Raw genomic sequence first — 25272 nt, 5'->3', positions numbered from 1 at the left:
GTCCTCAGACTTTCGCGTTCTGACGCGGGATATGGACCTGCTTGATGACCAGCAGGATCGCGGCGGTGATCGGGATCGACACCAGAGCGCCGAGCAGGCCGAGCAGAGATCCGCCGATGAGCGCTCCGATGATGACGAGCGACCCCGGCACCGCGATAGCTCTGTTCATGATGCGCGGCGTCAGCAGATATGCCTCGAACTGCATGTAGATCAGATACAGCACCGAGAAGATCAGTGCGAGCACCCAGAGCGGGCGGGATGATGAACCCGATGACCACGGCGAGGAAGACGAGGAATCCGCCGGAGACGATCAGCAGCCCGCGCGTGCGCGACACCCGATGCGCTTCCAGCCAGCGGATCACCGGGTCGAGGCCGAGCGCGACGAAGATGGCGATGGCGATGTAGATCAGGATCGTGGTGACCGAACTCGCGGCGACGCCGAGGACGAACGCGCCGAGCCCGCCGAGCACCAGTGCGAAGCCGAACAGCAGAGGGCGGGTCACGGTGATCTGGATGCTGCGCGGTCGCGCCCCACGAGTGGCGCGCCGCAGCTGAGGGGGTGACTCCTCGGGCACGCTCGCATCGCTCACGGTGCCACTCTCGGGCGCGAGGCGCACGGCCGCGTCACCCTTTCAGGACGATATACCGCGGCGTCAGAGCAACCCGAGGTCCTGAGCGCGCGCGACCGCGGAGTTGCGGTTGGGCACCGAGAGCTTTCGGTAGATGTGAGCCATGTGGGTCTTGATCGTGTTGGGCGACACGTAGCAGCGGGCCGCGAGCTCGATGTTGGTCATCCTGGTGGGCAGGTACGCGAGGATCTCGAGTTCGCGATCCGTGAGCTGCTCGGCGAGCTCGGGCGACGATGCGCGGGCGCGACGCAGCAGGCTCGCCCGTTCCAGCACGCTGGCGCGGAACGGCGTCGGGGTGCCGGGAAGATCGGCGATCAGACGCATGACCTCGGGGCCGGCTCGCACGAAGACGGCGACCAGATCGTGCTGTGACGCCAACTCCAGGGCCTTGTGCATGGCCTCCGCGCCCGCGTCGGTGCCGCGCTCTCGGGCGTCGAGCCACGAGCGGAGGACGAGTTGCTCGACACGGGCGCGGGGCATCGTCTCGGGCGGCTCGGGGGAGACCGCATCGAGGTGGGCGCGCGCGAGGTCGGTACGGTTGCGCGTCAGTGCGGCGGCTGTTGCCTCGAAGGCCAGAGCAGACCAGCTTCCTGCGGGTGGATGACGCAACCCGCCGTTCGACGCGTGGGCGAGGCGGAGTGCGCGAGCCTCCTCGGCCTCGAGCGCCGCCGCGACGATCGGAGGCGGGGTCGACGGCAGGCGACCGGCCGGGTCCACGGGGTCGCCCTCGATGAGAATCCTCTCGAGGTGCGCGATCCACATGAGCTGAGTGCGATGGTTCGCTGCGGCGCGGAGCGCGCCCTCGTGCAGGGGCGCCGCGGCGGATGACGGCGCGGCTCGGTCGATCCATGCGAGCGCCGCGGCCAGGAAGGCGTCTGCCGGTGACGGATGCGCCACCAGACGGGTCTCGGCGGCGAGGTCCAACGCCTCCTCCGAGAGCGCCGCGGCAAGGCGCAGCCGTCCGGCCCACGCCTCCAGCAGCGCGAGCGAGCCGAGGAGGTGGATGCGGTACAGGCTGTACTGTGCCCCTGGCTCGGCCAGCGCCTCGTCGAATCGTCGTCGCGCAGCGCCGAGATCACCCGCGAGGAAGAGTGCGCGGCCCGCCGAGGTCAGCGAACTCGTGCGCAGCAGGTGCGGGTGCGTGAGACCCAGCAGCTCGGGCGGGTGCAGATCCGGATTCTCGCCGAGCAGCGTCACCGCTGATTCGGCAGCCTGCAGCGCGACGCGGGGATCAGGCCGGAACTGCACCCGCGCGGCGAGATAGGTGTGGATGATCGCCGATCGGCCCGGTGCGAGAGACGGCCGATCGGCCTGTTCGCGCAGCACGTCTTCAGCTCGGGCTGCGTCCCCGTTCATCATCAGCAGCATCCCGCGCAGGATCTCGACGTCAGGGCGGGTCGCACGGAACTCTCCCGGCAGCGCATCCAGCCACCGGCTGACCGAGACGGTGTCGTTGCGTTCGAGCACTTCGCGGCCGCGCGCGGAGATGACGGTCGCCGCACGCTCCCACGAGCCCGCTTCGAGGAGGTAGTCGATCGCGGAAGGCGCATCGCCTCGCGCGAGATGCCAGTCGGCCGCGGCCGTGCGGATCTCGTTCGCCGCGCCGGGGTGCTCGGCCTTCAACCGGTAGCGCAAGAGCTCTCGGAACATCGGGTGGAAGCGGAACCATTCGCGATTCCGATCGAGGGCGACGAGGAACATCGACTCTCTCTCGAGCTCTTCGAACAGCGACGTCGCGTCGTCGACGGAGAGGACCGATTCGACGAGTTCTGCGGACATCCGATCGAGGGCCGACAGGCGCAGAAGGAGCGATCGGCGCTCGGACGGCTGCTGGGCCAGCGCCTGTTCGCTCAGGTACTCGGAGATGAGGCGATCGGTGCCGCGCAGCTCAGACGCGAAGTGCTCCGGATCGGCTTCGCTGCGCAGACCGAGACCGGTCAGCACCACACCGGCGGCCCATCCCTCGGTGCGCTCCATGACTGCTGCCAGAGTGCGGGGACTGACCGGAGCGCCGATGATCCGCTCGAGCAGCATCGCACTCGCGGCCTCATCGAGCGCGAGGTCGCTCTGGCGCAACTCGATCAGCGAGTGGCTCAGCCTGTGGCGACCCCAGCCGAGGCCGTAGTCGATGCGCGAGGAGAAGATGAGGTGGGTGTGCTCGGGAACGTTGTCGGCGAGCCACCAGAGGTCCGGCAGCAGCGGCGATCCGGCGAGGTGGTGCAGATCGTCGAGCACGAGCACGACGGGGGGATGCTCACGGAAGACGCCGACGAGAGACTCGAGGACGGGACGCCCGAAGGCTCGCGCGTTGACCGCGTGCGGCCGTCCGAGATCCCTCGTCCCGTGGCCCGGCGGCAGCACCGCGCTCAGCAGATGTTCGAGAAGGCGGCGCGGATCGCTGTCCGCGGGCTCCAGCGCGATCCAGATGACGCGCACATCGGGGTGCGATGACGCCCACTGCGACAGCAGCACCGTCTTGCCGGAACCGGCGGGGGCGACGACCACGCTGAGGGGCGCGTTCAGCGTGGCGTCGAGTCGGCTACGCAATCGTGGTCGCTCGACGGCGTGGGCCGGCGGGGGAGGTATGGCAGTCATCGGCGATTCCGCTGTCAGTATGGCAGGGCACGGTCGCGTCATCCACAGCCATTTCAGATCATCCGCAGAGGATGAGGACGGCCGTGATCCGCGCGTGCATCATGGGACGATCGCGCTCGCGCCGATGTCGCTCGTGCTCCAGAGAGGCTGCCGTCATGACCCGGGTCTTCGAAGTGCTCGTCCGAGGACGGATGAGCCCGCAGCTCGCACAGGCGCTGGACGGCTTCACGGTGCAAGCCCGACCAGGCGGACTCACGAGCATCCTCGGACCGGTCGACGATCAGCCGCGTCTGCTGGGCCTTCTCGGGGCCTTCGACGACCTCCACATCGAGGTCATCTCGGTGAATCCCGTCCCCGCGGTGCAGGACGGGTCACCCGGGCAGGGTGACGCGGGCGCATCCGCACGTGGCTAGCTTCGGAGCTGGTATTCACCACCTCCGACCGAAAGGCATCGCGCATGTCCATCTGGGATCTCGTGGCCTGGTTCTTCTGGGCCTTCGTCTTCATCTCGTACCTCATGGTCGTCTTCACGATCATCGGCGACATCTTCCGAGACAGCTCTCTCAACGGGTGGCTGAAGGCGGTGTGGATCATCTTCCTCGTCTTCCTCCCGTTCCTGACATCACTCGTGTATCTCATCGCCCGCGGGCAGGGGATGGCGCAGCGGCGCGGCGAGCAGATCGCCGAACTGCAAGCGGCTCAGACCGCCTACATCCGGGAGACCGCAGGCTCTTCGCCAGCGGACGACATCACGAAGGCGCGGGGTCTGCTCGACTCGGGCGTGATCACCCAGGCCGAGTTCGAGACGCTCAAGGCGAAGGCGCTCGCGTCCTAGCCGATCCGGGGAGCGGCCGACGGGCGGAGGACGTCCGTCGACCACCTGGACGGGCGAGCCGCGTCACCCGAGAAGTGTGATGACCCCGTCGGGAGTCCGAGGCAAGCTGGAGGCCGACGAAGGGCGGGAGGCCGGGCATGACCGAACTGACCATAGGCACGATGACGGATGATGCGGGAACGTCTGTGCAGCTGGACGCACGCCGCTTCAACCGACATACGTTCTGGTGCGGCCAGAGCGGCAGCGGCAAGACATACGCGCTCGGCGTCGTGCTCGAGCAGCTCCTGCTGCACACCGAACTGCCGATGCTCATCCTCGATCCGAATGCCGACTTCGTGAGGCTGTCGGAGACGAGAGCAGGCGCTTCGACCGAGCATGCGGCCGCCATCGCGCAGACCGACATCCGCGTGTTCCGATCGGGTCACGGAGAGGGCGACAAGCTGCACGCCCGATACATCGATCTGTCTCCGGCCGCCAAGGCCGCGGTTCTGCAGATCGACCCGATCGCCGATGCCGAGGAGTACAACGTCCTGCTCCACTGGCCCGTCAGCACCACGGACTTCGACGCCGACGACATGCTGAGACAGTTCCGCGCGACAGGAGACCCGGCGCATATCCGGCTCGCGAATCGCATGGAGAACCTGCAGGTGCTCGAGTGGGACCTCTGGTCCAGAGGAGCCGGATCCGTCGTCGATGTGATCGCTGAACGGCCGAGGGCCACCGTCCTCGACCTCGGGGGATTCGACCACCCTGCGGAGCCGAAGGTGGCGGCGCTCGCAGTGCTCGAGGCGCTGTGGATGCAGCGAGAGAGCCGTCGGCCGCTTCTCATCGTGATCGACGAGGCGCACAACCTCTGCTCACCCGAGCCGCGCACCGCCGTCGAGAAGGCTGTCACCGAGAGGCTCGTGCAGATCGCGGCCGAGGGACGCAAGTTCGGCCTCTGGCTCTTCCTGTCGACGCAGCGCCCGACCAAGATCCACCCCAACGTGCTCTCGCAGTGCGACAACCTCGGCCTGATGCGCGTGAACGCCCCGCGGGACATCGCCGAGCTGGCCGACGTGTTCGGCTTCGTGGGAGAGGACGACATCCGCCGAGCCCAGGGATTCGCTCAGGGACAGGCGTTGTTCGCCGGTGGGTTCATCGCGCAGCCGACGTTCGCGCAGATGGGGGAGCGGCTGACCGAGGAGGCCGGAGCCGACGTGCGGGTGCCGCTGCGCTCGTGACCGAGTTGCCGGAGGGTCAGCGCCAGATCGCCGCGATGCCGGCGTTGAGCGCCGTCAGGATGCCGACGAGCCAGAACATCGCGACGGGCACCGACCCGGACTTGCGCTGCTTCGAGGTGCCGATGCCGAGCAGGGCGCCGATCACGAGGAGCACGACGAGCTTCGTGCCGATCTTGGCGTAGTTCATCTCGACGCCCTCGGGGAGTCCCCACGGTGCGGCGAGTGCGAGGCCCGCGATCGCGGCGATCGTCATGCCGATGCTCATCAGACGCGTGAACTCGCGCTTGCCGCCGAAGGCCTGCGCCGCCCAGGCGCCGAAGAGCACGGCGAAGCCGATCAGGTGGACGAACAGAACGACGTGGCGCAGAGTCTCCATGCCCTCACGCTACGAGCACGCGGGGTGTGCGCGCCAGCAAGGGCAGGCTGACCTCTCAGCCCCGCAGCGCGCGCACGAGGAGCGCGGTGCGCAGCGCGGCATCCGCAGCCTCCGCGCCCTTGTCCTCCTTCGAGCCCTCGAGACCGGCGCGGTCGAGCCCCTGCTTCTCGTCGTCGAGCGTGAGTACGCCGAAGCCGACAGGCTTGCCCGCATCGAGCGAGACGCGGGTCAGCCCGTCGGTCGTCGCGGCCGAGACGTACTCGAAGTGCGGGGTTCCGCCGCGGATGATCACGCCGAGGGCGACCACGGCATCCGCCCCGCCCGCGAACGCGGCCTGAGCGGCGAGAGCGAGCTCGAACGAACCGGGCACGCGCACGAGCCGGTATGCGGCGTCGGCCTCGTCGAGCACGCGCTGCGCACCCGCGATCAGCCCGTCGGTGATGACGTCGTGCCACGTGCCGGCGACGATGACGACCTTCAGTCCGCGTCCGTCGATCTTCTCGGTCTTGGGTGCTCCTGCGCCGCTCATGCGTCGTCCTTCCGTCCGTCGGCGAGAGCCTCTGCGAGCTCCGCCTCTCCGATGATGTGACCCATCCGGTCACGCTTGGTCTCGAGGTACTGGTGGTTGTTCGGTCCGACGCCGACGATCAGCGGCACCTGCTCGACGACGTCGAGCCCGAGGCCACGCAGCTGGTTCACCTTGTCTGTGTTGTTCGTCAGCAGGCGCACCTTCGACACTCCGAGGTCGGCGAGGATCCCGGCCGCGGCCGCATAGTCGCGGGCATCGGCCGGCAGCCCCAGCGCGAGATTGGCGTCGACCGTGTCGAGTCCCTCCTCCTGCAGGCTGTAGGCGCGGAGCTTGTTGATCAGCCCGATGCCCCGGCCCTCATGGCCCCGCATGTAGATGACGACGCCGCCGTCCTGCTCGATCGCGTCGAGAGCGGCGTCGAGCTGGGGGCCGCACTCGCACTTGAGCGACCCGAACGCCTCTCCCGTCAGGCACTCCGAGTGCACGCGCACGAGAGCGGTCTCGCTCGGCTCACCCGACACGACCGCGATGTGGTCGGTGCCTGTCACTCTGTCTTTATAGGCCAGGAAGCGGAACGTGCCGTGCGTGGTGGGCACCGTGGCATCCGCGCGCAGGCTCACGCGCCGGCTGGCGCGCTCAGGAGACCAGCCGGTGGGGTCGATCTCATTGAGATGCGCGATGAGCTGCTCGATCGTGATGACCGGCACCCCGTCGCGTGCACCCAGCTCGATGAGCCCGGGTAGCCGCATCATGCTGCCATCCTCGGCGACGACCTCGGCGATCGCACCCACCGGGCGGAGACCTGCGAGCTTCATCAGATCGACTGCGGCCTCGGTGTGACCGCTGCGCTCGCGCACTCCGCCGTCGACCGCGCGGAGGGGAAGCACGTGTCCGGGGCGGATGATGCTCGTCGCCGTCGACTCGGGGTTCGCCAGGACGTTCAGCGTGTGGGCGCGGTCGTGCGCGCTGATGCCGGTGGTCACGCCCTCGGCCGCGTCGACGCTCACCGTGTAGGCGGTCGAGCGTGCGTCCTCCGACGCCGCGACCATCGGCTGCAGGTTGAGGTTGTCGGCGAGGTCGGCGGGCATCGGCGCGCAGATGAAGCCGGATGACCAGCGAACCGTCCAGGCGACCCATTCGGGTGTGGCGAGCTCGGCTGAGAGGATCACGTCGCCCTCGTTCTCGCGGTTCTCGTCGTCTGCGACGAGCACCGGTCGGCCAGCGCGGAGGGCCTCGAGGGCCTCGGTGATGGTGGAAAGGCTCATCGCGAGCCTCCTTCCGGTGCTGCCCTGAACGCCAGCAGACGTTCGACGTGGCGGGCGAGGATGTCGGTCTCGAGGTTCACGCGGTCGCCGACCGCGCGTGAGCCGAGGGTGGTGGCGGCGAGGGTCTCGGGGATGAGCGAGATCTCGAACCAGTGGGAATCGACGTCGACGGGGCTGACCGCGCTCACCGTGAGCGCGGTGCCGTCGACCGAGATGGACCCCTTGTCGACCACGAGCGGCGCGAGGTCGTCGGGCAGCGAGATGCGCAGCACGCTCCACTGCTCGCCGGGGCGCACCTCGAGCACGCTGCCGACACCGTCGACGTGACCCTGCACGATGTGACCGCCGAGGCGGGCGCCGACCGGCATCGCCTTCTCGATGTTCACGCGGGTGCCGACGGTCGCGCCACCGAGAGCGGCGACGTCGAGGGTCTGCTTCATCACATCGGCGTCGAACGTGTCGGCTGTCGAGTCGACGACCGTGAGGCAGACGCCGGAGACCGCGATGGATTCGCCGTGCACGGCGTCGGCGACTGCCTTGGGCGCGCGAACAGTCAGGCGCCACCCTTCTCCGGCGGGCGCGATCGCGGTGATCTCGCCGATCTCCTCGATGATTCCGGTGAACATCAGGCGGCTCCTTCTTCAGTGGTGAGCACGGGGTGTGCGACGGCGAGCAGGTCTGCACCGAGGGGCAGCCACTCCTCGATCGTCAGGCGTCGGGCGGCGTCGATGGCGTCGACGCCGATGTCGGTGAGCGCCAGTCGATCGCCGCCGAGCAGCACGGGAGCGACGTAGGCGAGCACGCGGTCGGCGAGTCCGGCTGCGATGAACGCGCTCGCCAGGGTCGGACCCCCTTCGACGAAAACGCTCTGGACGCCGCGCGAGTGCAGCTCGGCCAGCACGGCGCTCAGGTCGTGGGTGTCGAAGAAGAGCGGCGTCTTCGGGTGCCGACGGATCGCCGCGTCGTCGGGGGTGTGACGCGAGCCGATCACGACGGGGATCGGCTGGTGCTCGTGGAACGCATCGCCGTCGCGCGCTGTCAGCGAGGGGTCGTCGGAGAGCACAGTGCCGGTGCCGACGACGATCGCATCCGCTGCGGCTCGACGTCGATGGACGTCGGCCCTGGCCTCCGGCCCGGTGATCCACTGGCTGCTGCCATCGGATGCCGCCGCGCGGCCGTCGAGTGACTGGGCCCATTTCACGGTGACGTGAGGACGCCCCAGGCGCTGAGCGGTGAGCCAGCCGTCGATGATGCTGTGCGCGACATCGGCTTGTTCGCCCGAATCGACGCTCACCCCCGCAGCGCGGAGACGATCGCCACCGCCACCCGAGACCTCGCCGGGGTCGTCGAGGGCGTACACGACGCGCGAGACGCCTGCGTCGATGAGCGCGACGGCGCACGGGCCGGTACGCCCGGTGTGGTTGCAGGGCTCGAGGGTGACGACGGCGGTCGCACCTTCGGCCGCGCCGGGTGCGAGCTTCGAGAGAGCATCGACCTCGGCGTGCGGCGTGCCTGCGCCGTGGTGCCAGCCTTCGGCGATGATCTCGCCCTCGGGGGAGAGGATGACGGCGCCGACCTGAGGGTTCACGCCCCGTGGGCCGAGCGTCGCGAGCTCGAGCGCACGGGTCATCGCCCGACGTTCCGCCTCGTTCACTGCCATCCGTGGTCCTCTCTGAGGCTCCGGGGATTCTCCTCGAGAGGAGGCGTCGACAGAACGCGCGCGCGGCGGCGCACCGTGCTGCCTCCCTTCCGGACTAGCGAGGCTGCGCCTCGCACCACCGTCGGTCCCGGAATTCCACCGGATCGGCATCTCGGAGAACCGAGACGCTCGCGGACTGTCACCGCCGGTTCGGATTCTCACCGACCCCGGAGCACGTTGATGCTCTGAGTGTACTCAACACACCTGACTGCATTTCATTCCGCGTCGAAGTGCTACTTGAGCAGCCGCGACAGGCGGCGATCGGCGAGCGGCTTGCCCCCGGTCTGGCAGGTCGGGCAGTACTCCATCGAACGGTCGGCGAAGAAGACGCTGCGCACGGTGTCGCCGCACACCGGACACGCCTCGCCGCGACGGGCGTGCACCTGCATCCCACGGCGCTTCGCGTCTTTCAGGTCGGCCGGCGGCTTGCCGGAGGCCTCGGCCACGGCATCCGTCAGCGTCGTCTGCATCGCCGCGAACAGGCGGTCGACCTCGTCATCGTCGAGCTTGTCGGCGATCGCGTACGGCGACATGCGCGCCGCGTGCAGGATCTCGTCGGAGTAGGCGTTGCCGATCCCGGCGATCACGCTCTGGTCGCGCAGCAGCCCCTTGATCTGCGTCCGGCGTCCCTCGAGCAGCCCGGCGAACACGTCACGGGTGAATGTCGGCTCGAGTGGATCGGGGCCGAGGCGGGCGATGCCGGGCACCTCTTCGGGGTCGCGCACCACGTAGACGGCGAGTGACTTCTTCGTCCCCGCCTCGGTGAGGTCGAATCCGCTCTCGTCGTCGAGGCCCACCCGCACGGCGATCGGCGACTTGCCGGGCTTGATGAGGGTCGTCGGCAGGGTCTCGTACCACCGCAGCCAGCCCGCCTTGGCGAGATGGAACACGAGGTGCAGGTCGTCGCCGCACGAGAGCACGATGAACTTGCCACGACGCGAGGCTGCGGTGATCTCTGCCCCGTGCAGAGCCGTGTTGGGCGGGTCGTAGGTCTTCAGGGCCGCGATGGCCCCCACACTCGTGCGGATGATCGTGCGCCCCACCGTGCGTTCGGCGAGGAATGCGGTCAGGCCCTGGACTTCCGGCATCTCAGGCATGCGCTCATCCTGCCACCGACCTCGGACACGCGGCTAGGGAGCCTTCTCAGAGGATCGGCCAGTCCACCGGGGTGCGATCGTCGGTCGCGAGGAGCCCGCCGAACCATCCGTCGTCACGCCCGCGGTCGCTCGTGAGCGCTTGTCGCCCCAGCCCCTCATACCGGAACCCGAGGGCGCGGGCGGCTCGGGCCGACGGGACGTTGCCCGCGACCGCACGCCAGCCGAGGCGGGCGAGGCCGAGCTCGTCGAACGCCCAGTCGACGACGGCGCGCGCAGCCTCGACGAGGTAGCCGTTGCCGCGGGCGGACGCCGTGACCCAGTAGCCGATCTCGGCGTGCCCGCCGGTCGAGTGCTCGACGATGTGGTGCAGTCCGATCGAGGCCACCAGCTCGCCGTCGCGATAGGCGCACCAGATCGCCTGACTGCCATCGGCCCACCACTCGCCGATCAGGCGGACGTACTCTTCGCCGTGCTCGCGCGAGTACGGGCTCGGCACCGTGGTCCATCGAGGGATCTCCGGATCCTGGCAGGCCGCGGTGATCGCATCGATGTCGGACTCGTCCGGCACGTGCAGGACGAGGCGCTCGGTGGTGAGAGTGACCGGTTCCATCCCGGCATCTTACGGGTCTCGCAGCGCGGGTCCGGGCCGATCCCGATGCCGGTGTCTGCGGCCGCGACTAGGCTTGTCCGGTGACTGTGCCGGGGATTCTGCGCGCCTTGGAAGAGGCATCTCTTTTTCGTGACGCCCTGACGTGGGCCCAGACCGATGCCGATCTCGGCCTGGTCGACGGACTCGACGCTCCGGCGCTTGCCGGTCTGCTCGAGAAGCGCCGGGCAGCGGGGCATCCCGCCGCGCTCCTGACCGTCGTCCCGACGGGCCGACGAGCCGAGAGCCTCGCTGCCGCGCTCGCCGCGTACATCCCCGACGCCGAGGTCGTGACCTTCCCCGCGTGGGAGACGCTGCCGCATGAGCGCCTCAGCCCCAGCACCGACACGGTCGGCCAGAGACTGCAGACCCTGCGTCGCATCGCGGAATGGTCGGGCGATCACCCCCTCGTCGTCGTGGCCTCCGTGCGAGCCGCCCTCCAGCCGATCGCGGGCAACCTCGGTGAGATCGCGCCGCTCGAACTGCGCACCGCGAGCCGCGGTCACGAACTCGACCACGTGGTCGAGCAGCTGGTCGAGCGTGCCTACTCACGAGTCGACATGGTGTCGCGCCGCGGCGAGTTCGCCGTCCGAGGTGGCATCCTCGACGTGTTCCCCCCGATCTCGGAGCATCCGTTCCGCGTCGAGTTCTTCGGCGACGAGATCGACCAGATCCGCTCATTCTCCGTCGCCGATCAGCGCTCGCTTCCGGGCGATGTCGACGGCGTCGATCTCCCGCCGAGCCGCGAGCTGCTGCTCACCCCCGACGTGCGCGATCGCGCGCGAGCGCTGATCGGCGGGTTCCCGGCGATCGCGGGCATGCTCGAGAAGATGGCCGAGGGCATTCCGGTCGAGGGCATGGAGTCTCTTCTTCCGGCTGTCTCCGGTCCGCTCAAGTCGCTGGCGGAGTATCTGCCCGAGGGCGTCGCGACGGCCGTCGTCGACCCCGAGCGGTCGAGCGCCCGTGCGATCACGCTGGGCGAGACCAACCGCGAGTTCCTCGATGCGGCGTGGAGCGCGGCGACCTCGGGGGCGTCGGCTCCCATCGATCTCGGTGCCGGCGACTTCCTCACCATCGCCCGGCTGCGCGAGGTCGTGCGCGATCGCGGCGGCGTCTGGTGGCGCCTGAGCCCGTTCTCGATGGGGGGCGAGGATGCCGAGACCATCGACGCGTCGGTCATCCCGTCGTTCCACGGCAACGTCGACGGTGCGATCTCGTTCGTCGAGGCGAAGGTCGCAGACGGCTGGCGGGTCGTCGTGATCGCCGCCGGAGCGGGCCTCGTCGACCGTGCCCGCGACGTGCTCTCCGACCGGGGGATCGCCGCTCGCATCGTGTCCGAGCTGACCGACGCGCCCGACACCGGGGTCGCGACTCTCGTCACCGGCTCGGTCGAGGCCGGATTCCAGATCCCCGAGGCCAGGCTCGCTGTCCTCACCGACAACGAGTTCTACGGGCGCACGATCGGCGGCGACCAGCGCGTCGTCAAGAAGCTCGCGTCGCGCCGCAAGAACGTCGTCGATCCGCTGCAGCTCAAGCAGGGCGACTACGTCGTGCACAACACACACGGCATCGGCCGCTTCGTCGAGATGACGCAGCGGGAGGTGTCGACCGGCGGGCGCAACGCGACGAAGTCGGTGCGCGACTATCTCGTGCTCGAGTACGCGCCGTCGAAGCGCGGATATCCCGGCGACAAGCTCTACGTGCCCACCGATCAGCTCGATCTGCTCTCGAAGTACGTCGGCGGTGAGGGGCCGACCCTCTCGAAGATGGGCGGCAGCGACTGGTCGCAGGCGAAGGGCAAGGCTCGCAAGGCGGTGCGCGATATCGCCGTCGAGCTGGTCAAGCTGTACTCGGCGCGGATGAGCGCCAAGGGTCATGCGTTCGGCCCCGACACGCCCTGGCAGCGCGAGCTCGAAGAGGCCTTCCCGTTCGCCGAGACGCTCGATCAGCTGCAGACCATCGACGAGATCAAGGCGGACATGGAGCGGCCGATCCCGATGGACAGGCTGCTCTCGGGCGATGTCGGCTTCGGCAAGACCGAGGTGGCCGTCCGCGCGGCGTTCAAGGCGATCCAGGACGGCAAGCAGGTCGCGATGCTCGTGCCGACGACGCTGCTCGTCAAGCAGCACCTCGAGACGTTCACCGAGCGCTTCGCAGGCTTCCCGGTCAAGGTGCGTCCGCTGTCGCGCTTCCAGACCGACAAAGAGGCGCGCCTCACTCTCGACGGCCTGCTCGACGGCACGGTCGACATGGTGATCGGCACCCACCGCATCCTCACCGATCAGGTCATGTTCAAAGACCTCGGCCTGATGATCATCGATGAGGAGCAGCGCTTCGGTGTCGAGCACAAGGACACGCTCAAGAAGATGAAGACGAACGTCGACATCCTCGCGATGAGTGCCACCCCGATCCCTCGCACGCTCGAGATGGCCGTCACCGGCATCCGCGAGATGTCGACGCTCGCGACGCCGCCCGAGGACCGGCATCCGATCCTCTCATTCGTCGGCCCCCGCAGCGACAAGCAGATGGCGGCGGCGATCCGTCGAGAGATCCTGCGCGAGGGACAGGTGTTCTTCGTGCACAACCGCGTGCAGTCGATCCAGCGTGTCGCGGCCCAGCTCGCCGAGCTCGTGCCCGAAGCGCGCATCGCCGTGGCGCACGGTCAGATGGGTGAGCATGCACTCGAGCAGGTCGTCGACGACTTCTGGGAGCGCAAGTTCGACGTGCTCGTCTCGACCACGATCATCGAGACGGGTCTCGACATCGCGAACGCCAACACGATCATCATCGACAGGGCCGACAAGTACGGGCTGAGCCAGCTGCACCAGCTGCGCGGCCGTGTCGGTCGTGGTCGCGAGCGCGCCTATGCGTACTTCCTCTACGACGAGATGAAGCCGCTCAGCGAGACGGCGGCCGACCGGCTGCAGACGATCGCTGTGAACAACGACCTCGGGTCCGGAATGCAGGTCGCGCTCAAGGACCTCGAACTGCGCGGTGCCGGCAACCTGCTCGGCGGCGAGCAGGCCGGCCACATCGCCGGCGTCGGATTCGACCTCTACCTTCGGATGATCGGCGAGGCCGTCGCCACGTTCCGCGGCGAGGACGTCGAGTCCGGGCAGGAGCTGCGGCTCGAGCTGCCGCTGGATGCCCGCATCCCCGAGTACTACATCGACAGCGAGCGACTTCGTCTCGAGGCCTACCAGAAGCTGTCCGCGGCGTCGACGGCGACGGCGAAGGACGACGCGATCGATCTCGTCATCGACGAGCTCACCGACCGCTACGGCACACCTCCCGACGAGGTCACCGGCCTGATAGCCGTCTCGCGCCTGCGCCGTCGCGCGGCCAGAGCCGGGCTCTCCGACGTCGTGGTCATGGGCTCGAACCTGCGCATCGCGCCGGCTCGACTCGAGGACTCGATCAAGGTGCGGCTGCAGCGGCTGTACCCCAAGGCGAAGCTGGTCGGCGGGGGCGAGGCTCTCGTCGTGCCGATGCCGACGGTGCCCGCCGCCGTAGGAGTCGGACTCGAACCGCTGCAGGCGGCCGAGCTGTTGGAGTGGGTCGACCAGCTGTTCACGGCGATCTTCCCCGAGCCGGTGAAGGTCGAATAACGGCAACCGGCTACAGCGAGAATCCGCCGTCGGTGGTCAGCACCTGACCGACCACCCACGAGCCGGCGTCCGTGCACAGCCAGCCGATCAGGCGGGCCGGGTCATCGGGCCGGCCGACGCGGCCGAACGGCGTGCCCGCGATCCAGTCCTCGACGCCCGTCAGATCTCGATCCGTAGTGTCGGCGTCGAGGTACCCCGTGTTCACCGGGCCCGGATTGACGGTGTTCAGCACGATTCCGACATCGAGCAGCTCGGCTGCCGTCGATCGCGTGATCCCGGCGAGCGCGGCCTTGCTCGTCGCGTACGAGATCTCGCCGCGCATCGCTCCGTGCTCCTGACCGGAGGTCATCCATACGACGTGAGCCGTCGGCCTCTCGAAGGGGCCGAGCGACGGGATGCTGTCGCCGGGGCGGCCGACCGGAGTTTCAGCCCCGCCGAGCTCATGGCGGACTCGATTCGCCAACCCGGCCGTGAGCAGCAGCGAAGCGCGGGCGTTGGCCTGCCAGTGCGCGTCGAGTCGCTCGGCGGTCATGTCGAAGATCGTGCCGTCTCCGCCGCTCATCGCCTGGTTGCAGACGACGATGTCGAGCCGACCCGAGAGCGATGATGCGGCATCGAGCAGTGGCTCGATGCTGTCGGGGTCGCGGAGATCCGCCTGGGCGTCGCCCATCACTGCCCCGGCCGGGAGGGCATCGCCGATGCCCTCACGAACCGCCGCGAGGTCGTCCCCGCCCCAGGGGTGGTCGAGATCATGGGGGCGGAAGTGGTGGAAGAACACGTTGGCTCCGAGAGACGCGAGCGTCGTCGCGGTCGCGAATCCGATGCCGCGCCTGCGGGAGACGCCGGTCACCAGAGCGGTGCGTCCGGACAGGGGAAGATCGGTGGAGTGCATGACGATGAGCCTTTCGATCGAAGAAGCCACAGGCACGCCGAATGGCAGCCGGAAGCGGGGGAAGGGATCGAGTCACCTGCATTGCATGGGCGCCAGCGTAGCAGGGGGCTCGGTCGGCCTTCTCGGCGCTGACCGGTCGGCGCTACGCTGGCGTCATGTTGTACGAGCACCTCGGGGCTCGGCCCCGGATCCATGACACCGCCGTCGTCGCTCCCACCGCCGTGATCTCCGGAGACGTGACGATCGGACCAGACTGCCAAGTGCTGCACGGCGCTGTCATCACCGCAGAGGGAGGACCGATCACGATCGGCGAGCACGTCATCGTGATGGAGAACGCGCTCATCAGGGCCACGGCCGCGAATGCCGTGCACATCGGTTCGCACACGCTCGTCGGAACCCTCGCGAGCATCGCGGGGGCGACCGTCGGTGAAGAGGTCTTCTTCGCGTCCGGCGCGCGCATCTTCAACGGAGCGCTGGTGGGCGATCGTTGCGAGGTCCGTGTGAACGCCATCGTGCACAGACGAGCCGTGCTGCCGGCCGGGACCGTCGTGCCGATCGGCTGGGTCGCGGTCGGGGATCCCGTGCAGCTCCTGTCTCCGGACCGGGAGGCGGAGATCTCTGCCGCGCAACCCGAACTCGACTTCCCGGGGCACGTCTTCGGCGTGGATCGCGACACCCCCGACCTCATGGTGCAGCTGACCGAGCGCTACGGCAGCTCGCTGGCCCGACACGCCGACGATGTGCGGCTCGACGCCGACGGCCGCGCGGCGGGTCGAGGGTGAGTGACGGCGCAGGGCTGGTCCGACCGGACATCAGCACGGACGACGCCGCGCTGATCGCTCGCGAGTGCTACGGAGTCGAGGCTGTGGCGAGCGAGCTCGGCAGCAATCAAGACCGCAACTTCGTGCTGGTCGAATCGGACGGATCGCGCAGCGTGCTGCGCGTCGACAACCCGATCTTCGGCGATGACGCGAGAGCCGCACAGCACGCAGCGCTCGACGCCTATCGCGCGGCCGGCGTGCAGGTTCCCGCTGTGCTCCCCGGACTCGACGGTCAGCTCACGCAGCGCTGGCGGGGATTCGCGGTGCGGCGCAGCGAGTTCGCCGCGGGGGAGTCGATGGTCGATGCGGGCTATCTGGCCCCCGTCGTGCTCGCCGAGTTCGGGGCACTGGCAGCGGCATCCGTGAACGCGCTCGCCGGCCTCGCGCACCCGGGGCTCGAGCGCGACCAGATGTGGGACATGCGGGTCGCGTACGAGCAGATCAACGTGCTGGCCCCGGCGGTGACGGATGCCGAGCTGCGCTCCCGAGTGCGCACGGCGGCGGACGATGCGCAGAAGGCTCTGTCGATCGTCGCCGCCGCGCTGCCGGTGCAGCCGATCCACGGCGACCTCACCGACGACAATGTCACCGGGACGCGCGGGGCTGATTCCCGACTGCACCCGCACACCGTGCTCGACCTGGGAGATCTGGGGCTCGGCTGGCGGGTCGCCGAACTGGCGGTCTGTGTCTCCTCGATGCTGCACCACGAGCCCGAGCGTCCGATTCGAGCGCTCGAGACCGTGGCCGCGTTCCATGCCGATGCACCGCTCACCCGTGATGAGGCGCTGGCCGTATGGCCACTGGTGGTGCTGCGAGCCGCACTGCTCGTCGCGAGCGGCTGGAGACAGCTGGCGATCGACGGCGACAACGACTACGCCCGCGAGCGGATCGCGGGCGAGCAGGCCATCTTCGATGCCGCGACGGCCGTTCCGCTCGCCGAGGCGACCGAGCTGGTGCTCGCCCGGCTCGGATTCGAGTCGGCGGAGTTCGAGGCGCCTGCGGGGACTGCCGCGCACGCGGCGGTGACCGAGACCGAGACTCCGGTGTCCGAGCCGGATGCTCGAGAGCCCGACGCAGCAGAAGCGGAGGCTCCCGAGCCCGAGAAGACCGAGCCCGAGAAGACCGAGCCCGAGAAGACCGCGCCCGACGCGTCGCCGCACGGCGCCTCTCATGACGCCTCTCACAATGTCTCCGGCGATGCGCACTCCGAGCTGGCGACCCTTCTTCCGGAGCTCGACGGTCGTGTCATCGTGGTCGATCCGGGTGTCGAGGCCGAGAGGCTGGACGCCGGGCGGTGGGCGCATCCCGACGCCGAGTCGCTGCTCGTCGCCGAGGCTCACGCGAAGGGTGCCCGTGCTGCCGTCGTGCCCTACGGTGTGTTCCGGCTCACTCGCACGACGGTCGACACCGCGAGCGCTGCAGCCACGTGGCCGGTCGAGACGGAAGTGCACGTCGCCCCTGGACCGTCGTCGCGGATGATCGCGCCGGCAGAGGGCGAGCTGAAGATCACCGAGGGCGGGGTGCGCATCGCACTCGACGGCGGGTGGGTGCTCGAGCTCCGTGGCGCCGACCTCGAGCCGAATCGCAGCGGACGAGTCGAGCGGGGCGAGAGCATCGGCAGGCTCGCCGCATCCTTCGAGAACAGGACCATCGTCATCGGCCTCCGACGAGCCGATGCTCCGCCGCTTCCGGCCCCACGGCCCGATGCGCCTGCTGCCGCGCATCTCGTGACCCCTGATCGTGTCGCGGCGTGGTGCCGCTTCACCGCAGACCCGGCCGCGTTGCTCGGGCTCGCCTCCCACGCACAGCGCGACGAGGCCGCGCAGGAGCTCACCCGCAGGGAGCGCATCTTCGCGACCGCGCAGGAGCGCTACTACGAGCATCCGCCGGAGATCGAACGCGGCTGGCGGCATCATCTGGTCGACACGACCGGTCGCAGCTACATCGACATGGTGAACAACGTCGCGGGACTCGGACACGGCCACCCCCGGGTGGCGGCAGCCGCGAATCGGCAGCTGAAGACGCTCGCGACGAACTCCCGATTCCTGTTCCGGGGCCTCGCCGAGTACAGCGAGAGGCTGATCGCGCTGATGCCCGAGGGGAGCGGTCTCGACACCGTGCTGCTCGTGAACAGCGGCTCGGAGGCGGTCGATCTCGGCATCCGTCTGGCGCAGGCGGCCACCGGTCGACGCACTGTGGTGTCTCTCCGAGAGGCCTACCACGGGTGGACGATGGCGAGCGATGCGGTCACGACCAGCGCCTACGACAACCCGCATGCTCTCGCCACACGGCCCGACTGGGTGCACGTCGCCGACGTGCCCAACCCGTTCCGCGGCACCTATCGCGGCCAGGACACGGCCGGTCGCTACCTCGCCGATCTCGCCGATGACCTCGACGGTCTCGCCGCAGACGGCAGAGACCCCGCCGCGTTCCTGTGCGAGTCCGTGCTCGGAAACGCAGGGGGAGTGCTCCTTCCAGACGGATACCTGGCGGGCGCCTACGAGCTCGTGCGCGCGCGCGGTGGTCTCTGCATCGCCGATGAGGTGCAAGTGGGCTTCGGCCGCATGGGGTCGAGCTTCTGGGGATTCGAGCAGTCCGGAGTGATTCCCGACATCGTCACGATCGCCAAGCCGATGGGCAACGGCTTCCCCATCGGAGGTGTGATCACATCGCAGCGGATCGCCGACGCGCTGAGCACCCAGGGGCAGTTCTTCTCCTCAGCCGGCGGCAGCACACTCAGCAGCAGTGTCGGTCTCGCTGTGCTCGACGCGATGGTCGAGGACGACCTGCAACGCAACGCTCTCGAGGTCGGCCGGCATCTGGCAGGCGCTCTTCGTGCGCTCGCGGATCGGCATCCGATGATCGGTCCCGTCCACGGCGAGGGGCTCTATCTCGGTGTCGAGCTCGTGCGTGATCGCGAGACGATGGAGCCGGCCGATGCCGAGGCCGCGGCGGTCTGCGAGCGGATGCGGGAGCTGGGCGTGATCGTGCTCACGACCTCGGAGCGCTCGAACGTGCTGAAGATCAAACCTCCGCTCTGCCTGACGATCGAGAGTGCCGACCACGTCGTCGCCGTGATCGACCGCGTTCTCACCGAAGGATGGTGATCGGAGGGGCGTCTTCGAATCGAGTTGGCTTTCGGCATGTTAAATGCGTATTTCGAATCAGATCTGCTCTTCCGCTGAGGAATATCTCGGGTACATACTGAGCGTCAGTGTCGGACCGCCCGAAGTCCGGCCCATGCGCTGTTCCCGAAGGAGTACTCATGGCCACGCCCCTCAAGACGAAGCCGCTCGCACAGGGCGGAGGAACCCTCCGCCGCAATCTGGGCCTCTGGGCGATCGTCGGTCTCGGACTCGGCTACATGACGCCGACCGTCGTGTTCGACACATTCGGCATGGTGGCTCGCGACACCGACAATGTCGTCCCCGCCGCCTATCTCGTCGCTCTCGTCGTGATGGTGTTCACCGCCATCAGCTACGGCAAGATCTCCGGTGCGATCCCGAGCGCCGGGTCGGCCTACACCTACGTGCGCGAATCGATCCATCCCAACCTCGGCTTCATGGTCGGCTGGACCTCGCTCATCGACTACGTGCTGCTTCCGATGGTCAACTGCCTGATCATCCGCAGCTACCTCGAGGCGCTGTTCCCCGACATCCCCGGGTGGATCTGGGTCGTGCTGTACTGCATCCTCGTCACGGGCATCATCTACATGACCATGCGCGGCACCTCGAACATGAACATGATCCTGCTCGTGTTCTCGATCGTCGTGATGGTGGTGTTCGTCGTCATGGTCGTCGCCCAGCTGATGCGGGGCGAAGGTGCGGCCACGATCGCGTCGGCGGCCCCGTTCATCCACGACGGGGCGACCATCAGCGCGGTGCTCATGGGAGCGACGATCGTCTGCTTCTCGTTCATCGGCTTCGATGCCGTCACCATGTACGCCGAGGAGGCGAAGGACCCGAAGATCATGCCGAAGGCGATCCTGCTCACGGTGCTGCTCGGCGGTGCGATCTTCCTCATCGCGGGGTACGTCACGCAGCTGCGATTCCCCGACTGGAACGAGTTCGCCCCTGGTGGCGACATGCAGTACGTCGAGGACTCGACACTGCCGATCATCGGCAACCTCGTCGGCGGCAACGTGCTGATGGCCGTGCTGACGGCCGCAGGATTCTGCGCCACCCTGGCATCGGGGCTCGCCTCGCACGCGTCGGTGTCGCGCATGCTGCTGGTGATGGGACGCAACAACGTGCTGCCGCAGAAGGCATTCGGATACATCAACCCCCGCACGCACACGCCGACCTTCAACATCGTGCTGGTGGGCGCGATCTCGCTGCTGGCGATCCCGTTCACCCTCGAGCTGATCGCGGCGTGGATCAACTACGGCGCACTGATCGCCTTCACCTTCGTGAACATCTCGGTCATCGCGTGGTTCGCGATCCGCAAGGGCCGGCGCCACACGCCGCGCGACATCTTCTCGTACATCGTGATGCCGGGCATCGGCATGCTGCTCACCGGACTGCTGTGGGTCAACCTGCACCCGGACGCTCTCGTGGGCGGTCTGACCTGGACGGCCCTGGGACTGATCTATCTCGCCGTCATCACCAGGGGCTTCCGCAAGAAGGTCGTCGCGTTCGATGAGAACCAACCGGTGACCGGGTTCAACAAGGTCGTCAAGGTCCCGGTCGACGAGAGCTGACGCGGGATGAAGAAGAGCCGCCACCCGGGAGGGAGGCGGCTCTTCATCCGTGCTCGGGGGGCGAGGGTGTCAGATCACGCCCTGCGCGAGCATCGCGCCGGCGACGCGCTCGAAGCCGGCGATGTTCGCACCCGCGACGTAGTCGCCCGCGACGTCGTAGCGCTCTGCCGCGTCGAACGCGGCGCTGTGGATGTCGGCCATGATCTCGCGCAGCTTGTTCTCGCTCGCGTCGAAGCTCCACCGCTGACGCGATGCGTTCTGGCTCATCTCGAGTGCAGACGTCGCCACGCCACCGGCGTTCGCCGCCTTGCCGGGCGCGAAGAGCACGCCGGCGCCCTGGAAAGCCTCGACGGCCGCAGGCAGGCAGGGCATGTTCGCCCCTTCCGAGACGGCGCGCACGCCGTTCGCGATCAGGGCCTCGGCGGCATCGAGGTCGAGCTCGTTCTGCGTGGCGGAGGGCACGGCGATGTCGACGGGAACCTCCCAGACGCTGCCGCCCTCGACGAAGCGCGCGCCGGGGCGCCGGTTCGCGTACTCGACGATGCGGGCGCGCTCGACCTCCTTGATCTGACGCAGCAGGTCGACGTCGATGCCTGCATCGTCGACGACGTAGCCCGAGGAGTCGGATGCGGTCACGGCGGTCGCGCCGAGCTGCGAGGCCTTCTGGATCGCGTAGATCGCGACGTTGCCCGAGCCGGAGACTCCGACGCGCTTGCCGTCGAGCGAGTCGTTGTGCACGCCGAGCATCTCCTGTGCGAAGAACACGGCCCCGTATCCGGTGGCCTCTGTGCGCACCTCGGCTCCGCCCCAACCGGTGCCCTTGCCGGTGAACATGCCCGACTCGTGGCGGTTGGTGATCTTGCGGTACTGGCCGAAGAGGTAGCCGATCTCGCGGCCGCCGACGCCGATGTCTCCGGCGGGGACGTCGGTGTGCTCACCCAGGTGGCGGTAGAGCTCGCTCATGAACGACTGGCAGAAGCGCATGATCTCGGCATCCGACCGACCGTGCGGGTCGAAGTCGGAGCCGCCCTTGCCGCCGCCGATGCCCTGCCCGGTGAGCGCGTTCTTGAAGATCTGCTCGAACCCGAGGAACTTGATGATCGACAGGTTGACCGAGGGGTGGAAGCGCAGACCGCCCTTGTACGGGCCGAGGACGGAGGAGAACTGCACGCGGTAGCCGCGGTTGACCTGCAGGCGACCGGCGTCGTCGACCCACGGCACCCGGAACAGGATCTGACGCTCGGGCTCGACCAGACGGTCGAGAATGCCTCCGTCGACGAACTGGGGGTTGCGCTCGAGCACCGGGGCGATCGAGTTCAGCACCTCGTGCACGGCCTGCTGGAACTCGGGCTCGTGCGGGCTGCGGGTGAGCACCGTGTCGAACACGGGCTGCACGGACTCGGCGAGCGGGTGGAAGTCGGCGGATGGCGAAGAGGTCACGCGAAAGAGCTTTCTGATCGGGGGATGGTGCTGCGTGCGATCGTGTCGCGTGAGGGTACGCCGGATCGGGCGGAGTTTTCACTCTAGCGGGCACGCCGATGCGAGGTCCTTCACACCGGAATGCACTCGCTCAGGCGGGGCGGGGGTCGATCACCCGGTGTTCTGCAGGCCGGCCGCGACTCCGCTGACGGAGAGCAGCAGCAGGCGCTTCTGCTCGTCGTCGGCGCCGGAACCAGTCGCTTCGGCAGGGTCTCGCAGCGCGCGCAGAGCACGCAGCTGCAGCAGCGACAGCGCATCGACGTACGGCGTGCGCAGCTGCACCGCGCGCTGCAGGATCGGCTTGTTCTCGAGCAGCCCGACGCCGCCGGTGAGGCGGATGACCCATTCGCGGGTGAGCGCGAGTTCATCCAGCACGAGCTGCGCGAGATCGTCGCGGTCGCCGAGTGCGAGGTACTGGCGGGCGATGCGCTCATCGGTCTTCGCGAGGCTCATCGCCACGTTGTCGATCATGGTGCGCAGCAGCGGCCAGTCGCGGTAGGCCTCGACGAGTCGTTCCTCGTCGCCGACGGCGGCGAGAGCCGTGCCGAGACCGAACCAGCCGGCGAGGTTGATGCGCGCCTGGGTCCAGGCGAACACCCACGGGATGGCTCGCAGATCTTCGAGCGACTCGACCGACAGGCCGCGTCGGGCCGGACGAGAGCCCAGGGCGAGCAGGCCGATCTCCTCGAGAGGAGTCACCGTCGCGAACCAGGGCGCGAAGCCCTCGGCCTTGACGAGCGAGAAGAACCGCTCGCGCGACGAGGTGTCCATGACGGCGGCGATGTCGGCGAAGCGCGCCGCCGCGTCGCTCGTGTGCTTCTCGACCGACGGCGAGGACGCGAGCAGGGTCGCCGCGGCGACCTGGTCGATGTGGCGCATCGCGATGGCCGGCTCGCCGTAGCGGGCGAAGATGACCTCACCCTGCTCGGTGAGCTTGAAGCGACCGTCGACAGAGTGCGGCGGCTGAGCCAGGATCGCCGAGTTGGCCGGTCCGCCGCCACGCCCGAGGGCGCCGCCGCGGCCGTGGAACAGCGTCAGCTCGATGTCTGACTCCTGCGCCCACTGCGCGATCTTCTCCTGCGCCTCGTACAGCGCGAGGTTGGCCGCGACCGGGCCGACATCCTTCGACGAGTCCGAGTATCCGAGCATGACCTCGAGCCGGTTGCCCGTCGCTGCGAGTCGCGCCTGGAACTCCGGGAAGGTCACGGCCTCGGCGAGGATGCCGGGGGCGGCCTGGAGGTCGGCGAAGGTCTCGAACAGGGGGACGACGTCGAGCACGGGCGCGTCGTCGCCGAGCGCGTGCTTCGCGAGACGGTGCACGTTCGCGAGGTCGGAGGCCGCCTGCGTGAACGACACGACGTATCGACCGGCGGCGCGGAGGCCCCGATCGCGCTGGATCTCGGCGATCACGCGGAAGACCTCGAGCACCTCTTCGGTCTGCGCGCTGATCGGCTCGCCGCTCTCGAGCTCTGCGAGGGCCTTCGCGTGCACCTGCGAGTGCTGACGAACCTCGAGCTCGGTGAGGTGGAAGCCGTACGTCTCCACCTGCCAGATCAGGTGCTGCACGCCGCCGAAGGCGTGGCGCTTCGCGCCGGCATCCGACAGCGACGACTGCACCGTGCGGAGGTCTTCGAGCAGCTCTTCCGGGCGGGCGTAACCCTGCTCGTCGCCGTGCCTGGTGGCGGCGACGCGATGAGCCAGGGCGAGCAGCACCCGTCGGTGGGGTTCACCGGGGGAGCGGGCGGCCAGTTCGTGGGCGACCCGCGGCTCGGAGGCTGTGAACGACTCCCACAGCGCCGCGACCGCGTCACTCGGGGGAGTGTTCTCGGCGCTGAGTGTGAGCGTGCAGCCGATGCGCTCGAGCGCGCGCTCGAGCCCGCGGAGCACATGATCGGAGGCGATCTGCGATGCCTCCCGTGTCACGGATGCCGTCACGAAGGGGTTGCCGTCGCGGTCGCCGCCGACCCAGGAGCCGATGCGCACGAAGGCGGGCACGACGGGTGCGCTCGCGCCGGAGTCGTCGCCGCGCAGTGCGTCGTCGATGCGGCGGTACACGTGGGGCACCGTGGTGAACAGCGTCTCGTCGAACACGCCCATGACCGTGCGCACCTCGTCGGTCGGCGACGGCTTCTCGGCGCGCAGCGGCGCGGTGCGCCAGAGAGTGTCGATCTCCTCCAGCATCCGACGTCGGGCGCGGTGCTCCTCGGCCCCGCCTTCGCTCGCGGAGTCGTGCTGGGTGAGCAGCTCGGAGAGGCGGCGGATGCTCGACGACACGGCGCGACGGCGAGCCTCGGTCGGGTGTGCGGTGAACACCGGGTGGAAGCGCAGACCCTCGAGGCGACGGCGAGCTTCGTCATCGCCGACCTCGGTCTTCAGGCGCGCGTATGCGGTGGCGACGGTGTCTGCGGCATCCTCGCGTCCCGGCTGGCCGGCCCGCTCGCGCAGGACACGCACTCGCTGGTGCTCCTCGGCGAGATTGACGAGGTGGAAGTAGCAGGTGAAGGCCCGGGCGACCTCGTCGGCGCGCGCGATGCTGAACGACTCCGCGATGGCCGCGGCGCGGTCGAAGGCGTCGGACGTCTCCTCGTCGTAGGCCTGGATCGTCGCCAGCCTCAGGCGCTCGACGTCCTCGAAGAGGTCGTCTCCGCCCGCTTCGCGCAGAACCTGACCGAGAAGGGCGCCGAGCATTCGCACATCGGTGCGCATGGCATCCGGAATGCCGCGGCCCGCTTCGAAACGGCCGATGATGCGGATGGCCGAGGTGTCAGTGGGCTCGGGGAAGGCGTGTTCGGGGGTCACCGTTCGAGAGTATCCCGGGTCGGGGCAGTGGTCTGAACGCATGACGATGTGAGACGTCCGAGGCACCGGGCGAATTAGCA

19 protein-coding genes, 2 pseudogenes and 1 riboswitch are annotated in these 25272 nt (G+C 68.7%); of the genes and pseudogenes, 8 read left to right on the top strand and 13 right to left on the bottom strand.

What is annotated here, in order from left to right; all coding sequences use genetic code 11:
• Nucleotides 1–4: 4 nt before the first annotated feature.
• Nucleotides 5–238: pseudogene (locus tag ACLKOY_RS06050) on the bottom strand (AI-2E family transporter); the annotation flags it as partial.
• A gap of 63 nt (nucleotides 239–301) precedes the next feature.
• Nucleotides 302–470: pseudogene (locus ACLKOY_RS06045) on the bottom strand (AI-2E family transporter); the annotation flags it as partial.
• Here ACLKOY_RS06045 and ACLKOY_RS06040 point away from each other — a divergent pair.
• Nucleotides 418–555 (top strand): hypothetical protein, encoded by a 138-nt coding sequence (locus ACLKOY_RS06040; RefSeq protein WP_436454130.1) that lies wholly within the window; start codon nucleotides 418–420, stop codon nucleotides 553–555. The pseudogene ACLKOY_RS06045 and the gene ACLKOY_RS06040 sit on opposite strands and share 53 nt — an antisense overlap.
• Nucleotides 556–653: 98 nt before the next feature.
• Here the strand turns inward: ACLKOY_RS06040 and ACLKOY_RS06035 are convergent, their stop codons facing one another.
• Entirely contained in the window at nucleotides 654–3176 is a 2523-nt protein-coding gene (locus ACLKOY_RS06035) for a LuxR C-terminal-related transcriptional regulator (RefSeq protein WP_436452841.1), read from the bottom strand.
• A gap of 203 nt (nucleotides 3177–3379) precedes the next feature.
• On the opposite strand from ACLKOY_RS06035, the gene ACLKOY_RS06030 reads away from it, so the two are divergent.
• The 3 genes from ACLKOY_RS06030 (at nucleotide 3380) to ACLKOY_RS06020 (ending at nucleotide 5282) form a co-directional block, all read left to right on the top strand.
• Nucleotides 3380–3637: a hypothetical protein gene (locus tag ACLKOY_RS06030; RefSeq protein WP_056376016.1), complete on the top strand. Its 258-nt coding sequence runs from the start codon at nucleotides 3380–3382 to the stop codon at nucleotides 3635–3637.
• A gap of 44 nt (nucleotides 3638–3681) precedes the next feature.
• Nucleotides 3682–4059, top strand: a complete 378-nt coding sequence (locus ACLKOY_RS06025) for an SHOCT domain-containing protein (protein ID WP_042542094.1) — start codon at nucleotides 3682–3684, stop codon at nucleotides 4057–4059.
• 137 nt (nucleotides 4060–4196) lie between these two features.
• Entirely contained in the window at nucleotides 4197–5282 is a 1086-nt protein-coding gene (locus ACLKOY_RS06020; RefSeq protein ID WP_079112479.1) for an ATP-binding protein, read from the top strand.
• 16 nt (nucleotides 5283–5298) lie between these two features.
• Here the strand turns inward: ACLKOY_RS06020 and ACLKOY_RS06015 are convergent, their stop codons facing one another.
• The 7 genes from ACLKOY_RS06015 to ACLKOY_RS05985 all read right to left on the bottom strand — a co-directional run bounded on the left by ACLKOY_RS06015 (nucleotide 5299) and on the right by ACLKOY_RS05985 (nucleotide 10858).
• Nucleotides 5299–5658, bottom strand: a complete 360-nt coding sequence (locus ACLKOY_RS06015; RefSeq protein ID WP_363571463.1) for a Fe-S protein — start codon at nucleotides 5656–5658, stop codon at nucleotides 5299–5301.
• Between the two features lie 55 nt (nucleotides 5659–5713).
• Nucleotides 5714–6187: a 6,7-dimethyl-8-ribityllumazine synthase gene (ribH, locus tag ACLKOY_RS06010; protein ID WP_056376023.1), complete on the bottom strand. Its 474-nt coding sequence runs from the start codon at nucleotides 6185–6187 to the stop codon at nucleotides 5714–5716.
• Entirely contained in the window at nucleotides 6184–7452 is a 1269-nt protein-coding gene (gene ribA / locus ACLKOY_RS06005) for a GTP cyclohydrolase II (RefSeq protein ID WP_363571460.1), read from the bottom strand. The genes ribH and ribA overlap by 4 nt, the downstream gene beginning before the upstream one ends.
• Nucleotides 7449–8078, bottom strand: coding sequence for a riboflavin synthase (locus ACLKOY_RS06000; RefSeq protein ID WP_436452840.1), 630 nt, complete (start codon nucleotides 8076–8078; stop codon nucleotides 7449–7451). The genes ribA and ACLKOY_RS06000 overlap by 4 nt, the downstream gene beginning before the upstream one ends.
• Entirely contained in the window at nucleotides 8078–9112 is a 1035-nt protein-coding gene (ribD, locus tag ACLKOY_RS05995; RefSeq protein WP_436452839.1) for a bifunctional diaminohydroxyphosphoribosylaminopyrimidine deaminase/5-amino-6-(5-phosphoribosylamino)uracil reductase RibD, read from the bottom strand. The genes ACLKOY_RS06000 and ribD overlap by 1 nt, the downstream gene beginning before the upstream one ends.
• A gap of 72 nt (nucleotides 9113–9184) precedes the next feature.
• Nucleotides 9185–9330: riboswitch (FMN riboswitch) on the bottom strand.
• A 54-nt stretch (nucleotides 9331–9384) separates the two neighbouring features.
• The gene (locus tag ACLKOY_RS05990; protein WP_436452838.1) at nucleotides 9385–10248 is read right to left on the bottom strand and encodes an Fpg/Nei family DNA glycosylase; all 864 of its coding nucleotides are present in this window, start codon (nucleotides 10246–10248) and stop codon (nucleotides 9385–9387) included.
• Between the two features lie 46 nt (nucleotides 10249–10294).
• The gene (locus ACLKOY_RS05985) at nucleotides 10295–10858 is read right to left on the bottom strand and encodes a GNAT family N-acetyltransferase (protein ID WP_436452837.1); all 564 of its coding nucleotides are present in this window, start codon (nucleotides 10856–10858) and stop codon (nucleotides 10295–10297) included.
• Nucleotides 10859–10938: 80 nt separating this feature from the next.
• On the opposite strand from ACLKOY_RS05985, the gene mfd reads away from it, so the two are divergent.
• Nucleotides 10939–14502: a transcription-repair coupling factor gene (mfd, locus tag ACLKOY_RS05980; protein WP_436452836.1), complete on the top strand. Its 3564-nt coding sequence runs from the start codon at nucleotides 10939–10941 to the stop codon at nucleotides 14500–14502.
• Nucleotides 14503–14512: 10 nt separating this feature from the next.
• Here mfd and ACLKOY_RS05975 read toward each other — a convergent pair whose 3' ends face one another.
• Nucleotides 14513–15394, bottom strand: coding sequence for an SDR family oxidoreductase (locus ACLKOY_RS05975; RefSeq protein ID WP_436452835.1), 882 nt, complete (start codon nucleotides 15392–15394; stop codon nucleotides 14513–14515).
• Between the two features lie 155 nt (nucleotides 15395–15549).
• Between ACLKOY_RS05975 and ACLKOY_RS05970 the strand changes: the two genes are divergently transcribed.
• From ACLKOY_RS05970 to ACLKOY_RS05960, 3 genes are all read left to right on the top strand, one after another.
• Nucleotides 15550–16176 (top strand): gamma carbonic anhydrase family protein, encoded by a 627-nt coding sequence (locus ACLKOY_RS05970; RefSeq protein WP_140036551.1) that lies wholly within the window; start codon nucleotides 15550–15552, stop codon nucleotides 16174–16176.
• Nucleotides 16173–19322 (top strand): aminotransferase, encoded by a 3150-nt coding sequence (locus ACLKOY_RS05965; RefSeq protein ID WP_436452834.1) that lies wholly within the window; start codon nucleotides 16173–16175, stop codon nucleotides 19320–19322. The genes ACLKOY_RS05970 and ACLKOY_RS05965 overlap by 4 nt, the downstream gene beginning before the upstream one ends.
• A gap of 158 nt (nucleotides 19323–19480) precedes the next feature.
• A complete protein-coding gene (locus tag ACLKOY_RS05960) occupies nucleotides 19481–20914 on the top strand; it encodes an APC family permease (RefSeq protein ID WP_436452833.1) in 1434 nt (477 codons plus the stop codon).
• A 69-nt stretch (nucleotides 20915–20983) separates the two neighbouring features.
• On the opposite strand, the gene gdhA is transcribed toward ACLKOY_RS05960, so the two are convergent.
• Nucleotides 20984–22354 carry an NADP-specific glutamate dehydrogenase gene (gene gdhA / locus ACLKOY_RS05955; protein ID WP_363571440.1) on the bottom strand — a complete coding sequence of 457 codons (1371 nt, stop codon included), beginning with the start codon at nucleotides 22352–22354 and terminating at the stop codon, nucleotides 20984–20986.
• Between the two features lie 150 nt (nucleotides 22355–22504).
• On the bottom strand, nucleotides 22505–25234 hold the full coding sequence (locus ACLKOY_RS05950; protein ID WP_436452832.1) for a phosphoenolpyruvate carboxylase: 2730 nt from the start codon (nucleotides 25232–25234) through the stop codon (nucleotides 22505–22507).
• Nucleotides 25235–25272: the final 38 nt, after the last annotated feature.

This window comes from Microbacterium sp. K2 (assembly GCF_051365005.1).
Lineage (GTDB): Bacteria > Actinomycetota > Actinomycetes > Actinomycetales > Microbacteriaceae > Microbacterium > Microbacterium foliorum_B.
This window is presented reverse-complemented; position numbering and strand designations above follow the sequence as displayed.

Excerpts from the sequence above, each read along its gene's own strand:
- ACLKOY_RS06030 (WP_056376016.1), top strand. The coding sequence starts at position 3,380 with ATGACCCGGGTCTTCGAAGTGCTCGTCCGAGGACGGATGAGCCCGCAG.
- ACLKOY_RS06025 (WP_042542094.1), top strand. The coding sequence starts at position 3,682 with ATGTCCATCTGGGATCTCGTGGCCTGGTTCTTCTGGGCCTTCGTCTTC.
- ACLKOY_RS06020 (WP_079112479.1), top strand. The coding sequence starts at position 4,197 with ATGACCGAACTGACCATAGGCACGATGACGGATGATGCGGGAACGTCT.
- ACLKOY_RS06015 (WP_363571463.1), bottom strand. The coding sequence starts at position 5,658 with ATGGAGACTCTGCGCCACGTCGTTCTGTTCGTCCACCTGATCGGCTTC.
- ribH (WP_056376023.1), bottom strand. The coding sequence starts at position 6,187 with ATGAGCGGCGCAGGAGCACCCAAGACCGAGAAGATCGACGGACGCGGA.
- ribA (WP_363571460.1), bottom strand. The coding sequence starts at position 7,452 with ATGAGCCTTTCCACCATCACCGAGGCCCTCGAGGCCCTCCGCGCTGGC.
- ACLKOY_RS06000 (WP_436452840.1), bottom strand. The coding sequence starts at position 8,078 with ATGTTCACCGGAATCATCGAGGAGATCGGCGAGATCACCGCGATCGCG.
- ribD (WP_436452839.1), bottom strand. The coding sequence starts at position 9,112 with ATGGCAGTGAACGAGGCGGAACGTCGGGCGATGACCCGTGCGCTCGAG.
- ACLKOY_RS05990 (WP_436452838.1), bottom strand. The coding sequence starts at position 10,248 with ATGCCTGAGATGCCGGAAGTCCAGGGCCTGACCGCATTCCTCGCCGAA.
- ACLKOY_RS05985 (WP_436452837.1), bottom strand. The coding sequence starts at position 10,858 with ATGGAACCGGTCACTCTCACCACCGAGCGCCTCGTCCTGCACGTGCCG.
- ACLKOY_RS05975 (WP_436452835.1), bottom strand. The coding sequence starts at position 15,394 with ATGCACTCCACCGATCTTCCCCTGTCCGGACGCACCGCTCTGGTGACC.
- ACLKOY_RS05970 (WP_140036551.1), top strand. The coding sequence starts at position 15,550 with ATGTTGTACGAGCACCTCGGGGCTCGGCCCCGGATCCATGACACCGCC.
- ACLKOY_RS05960 (WP_436452833.1), top strand. The coding sequence starts at position 19,481 with ATGGCCACGCCCCTCAAGACGAAGCCGCTCGCACAGGGCGGAGGAACC.
- ACLKOY_RS05950 (WP_436452832.1), bottom strand. The coding sequence starts at position 25,234 with ATGCGTTCAGACCACTGCCCCGACCCGGGATACTCTCGAACGGTGACC.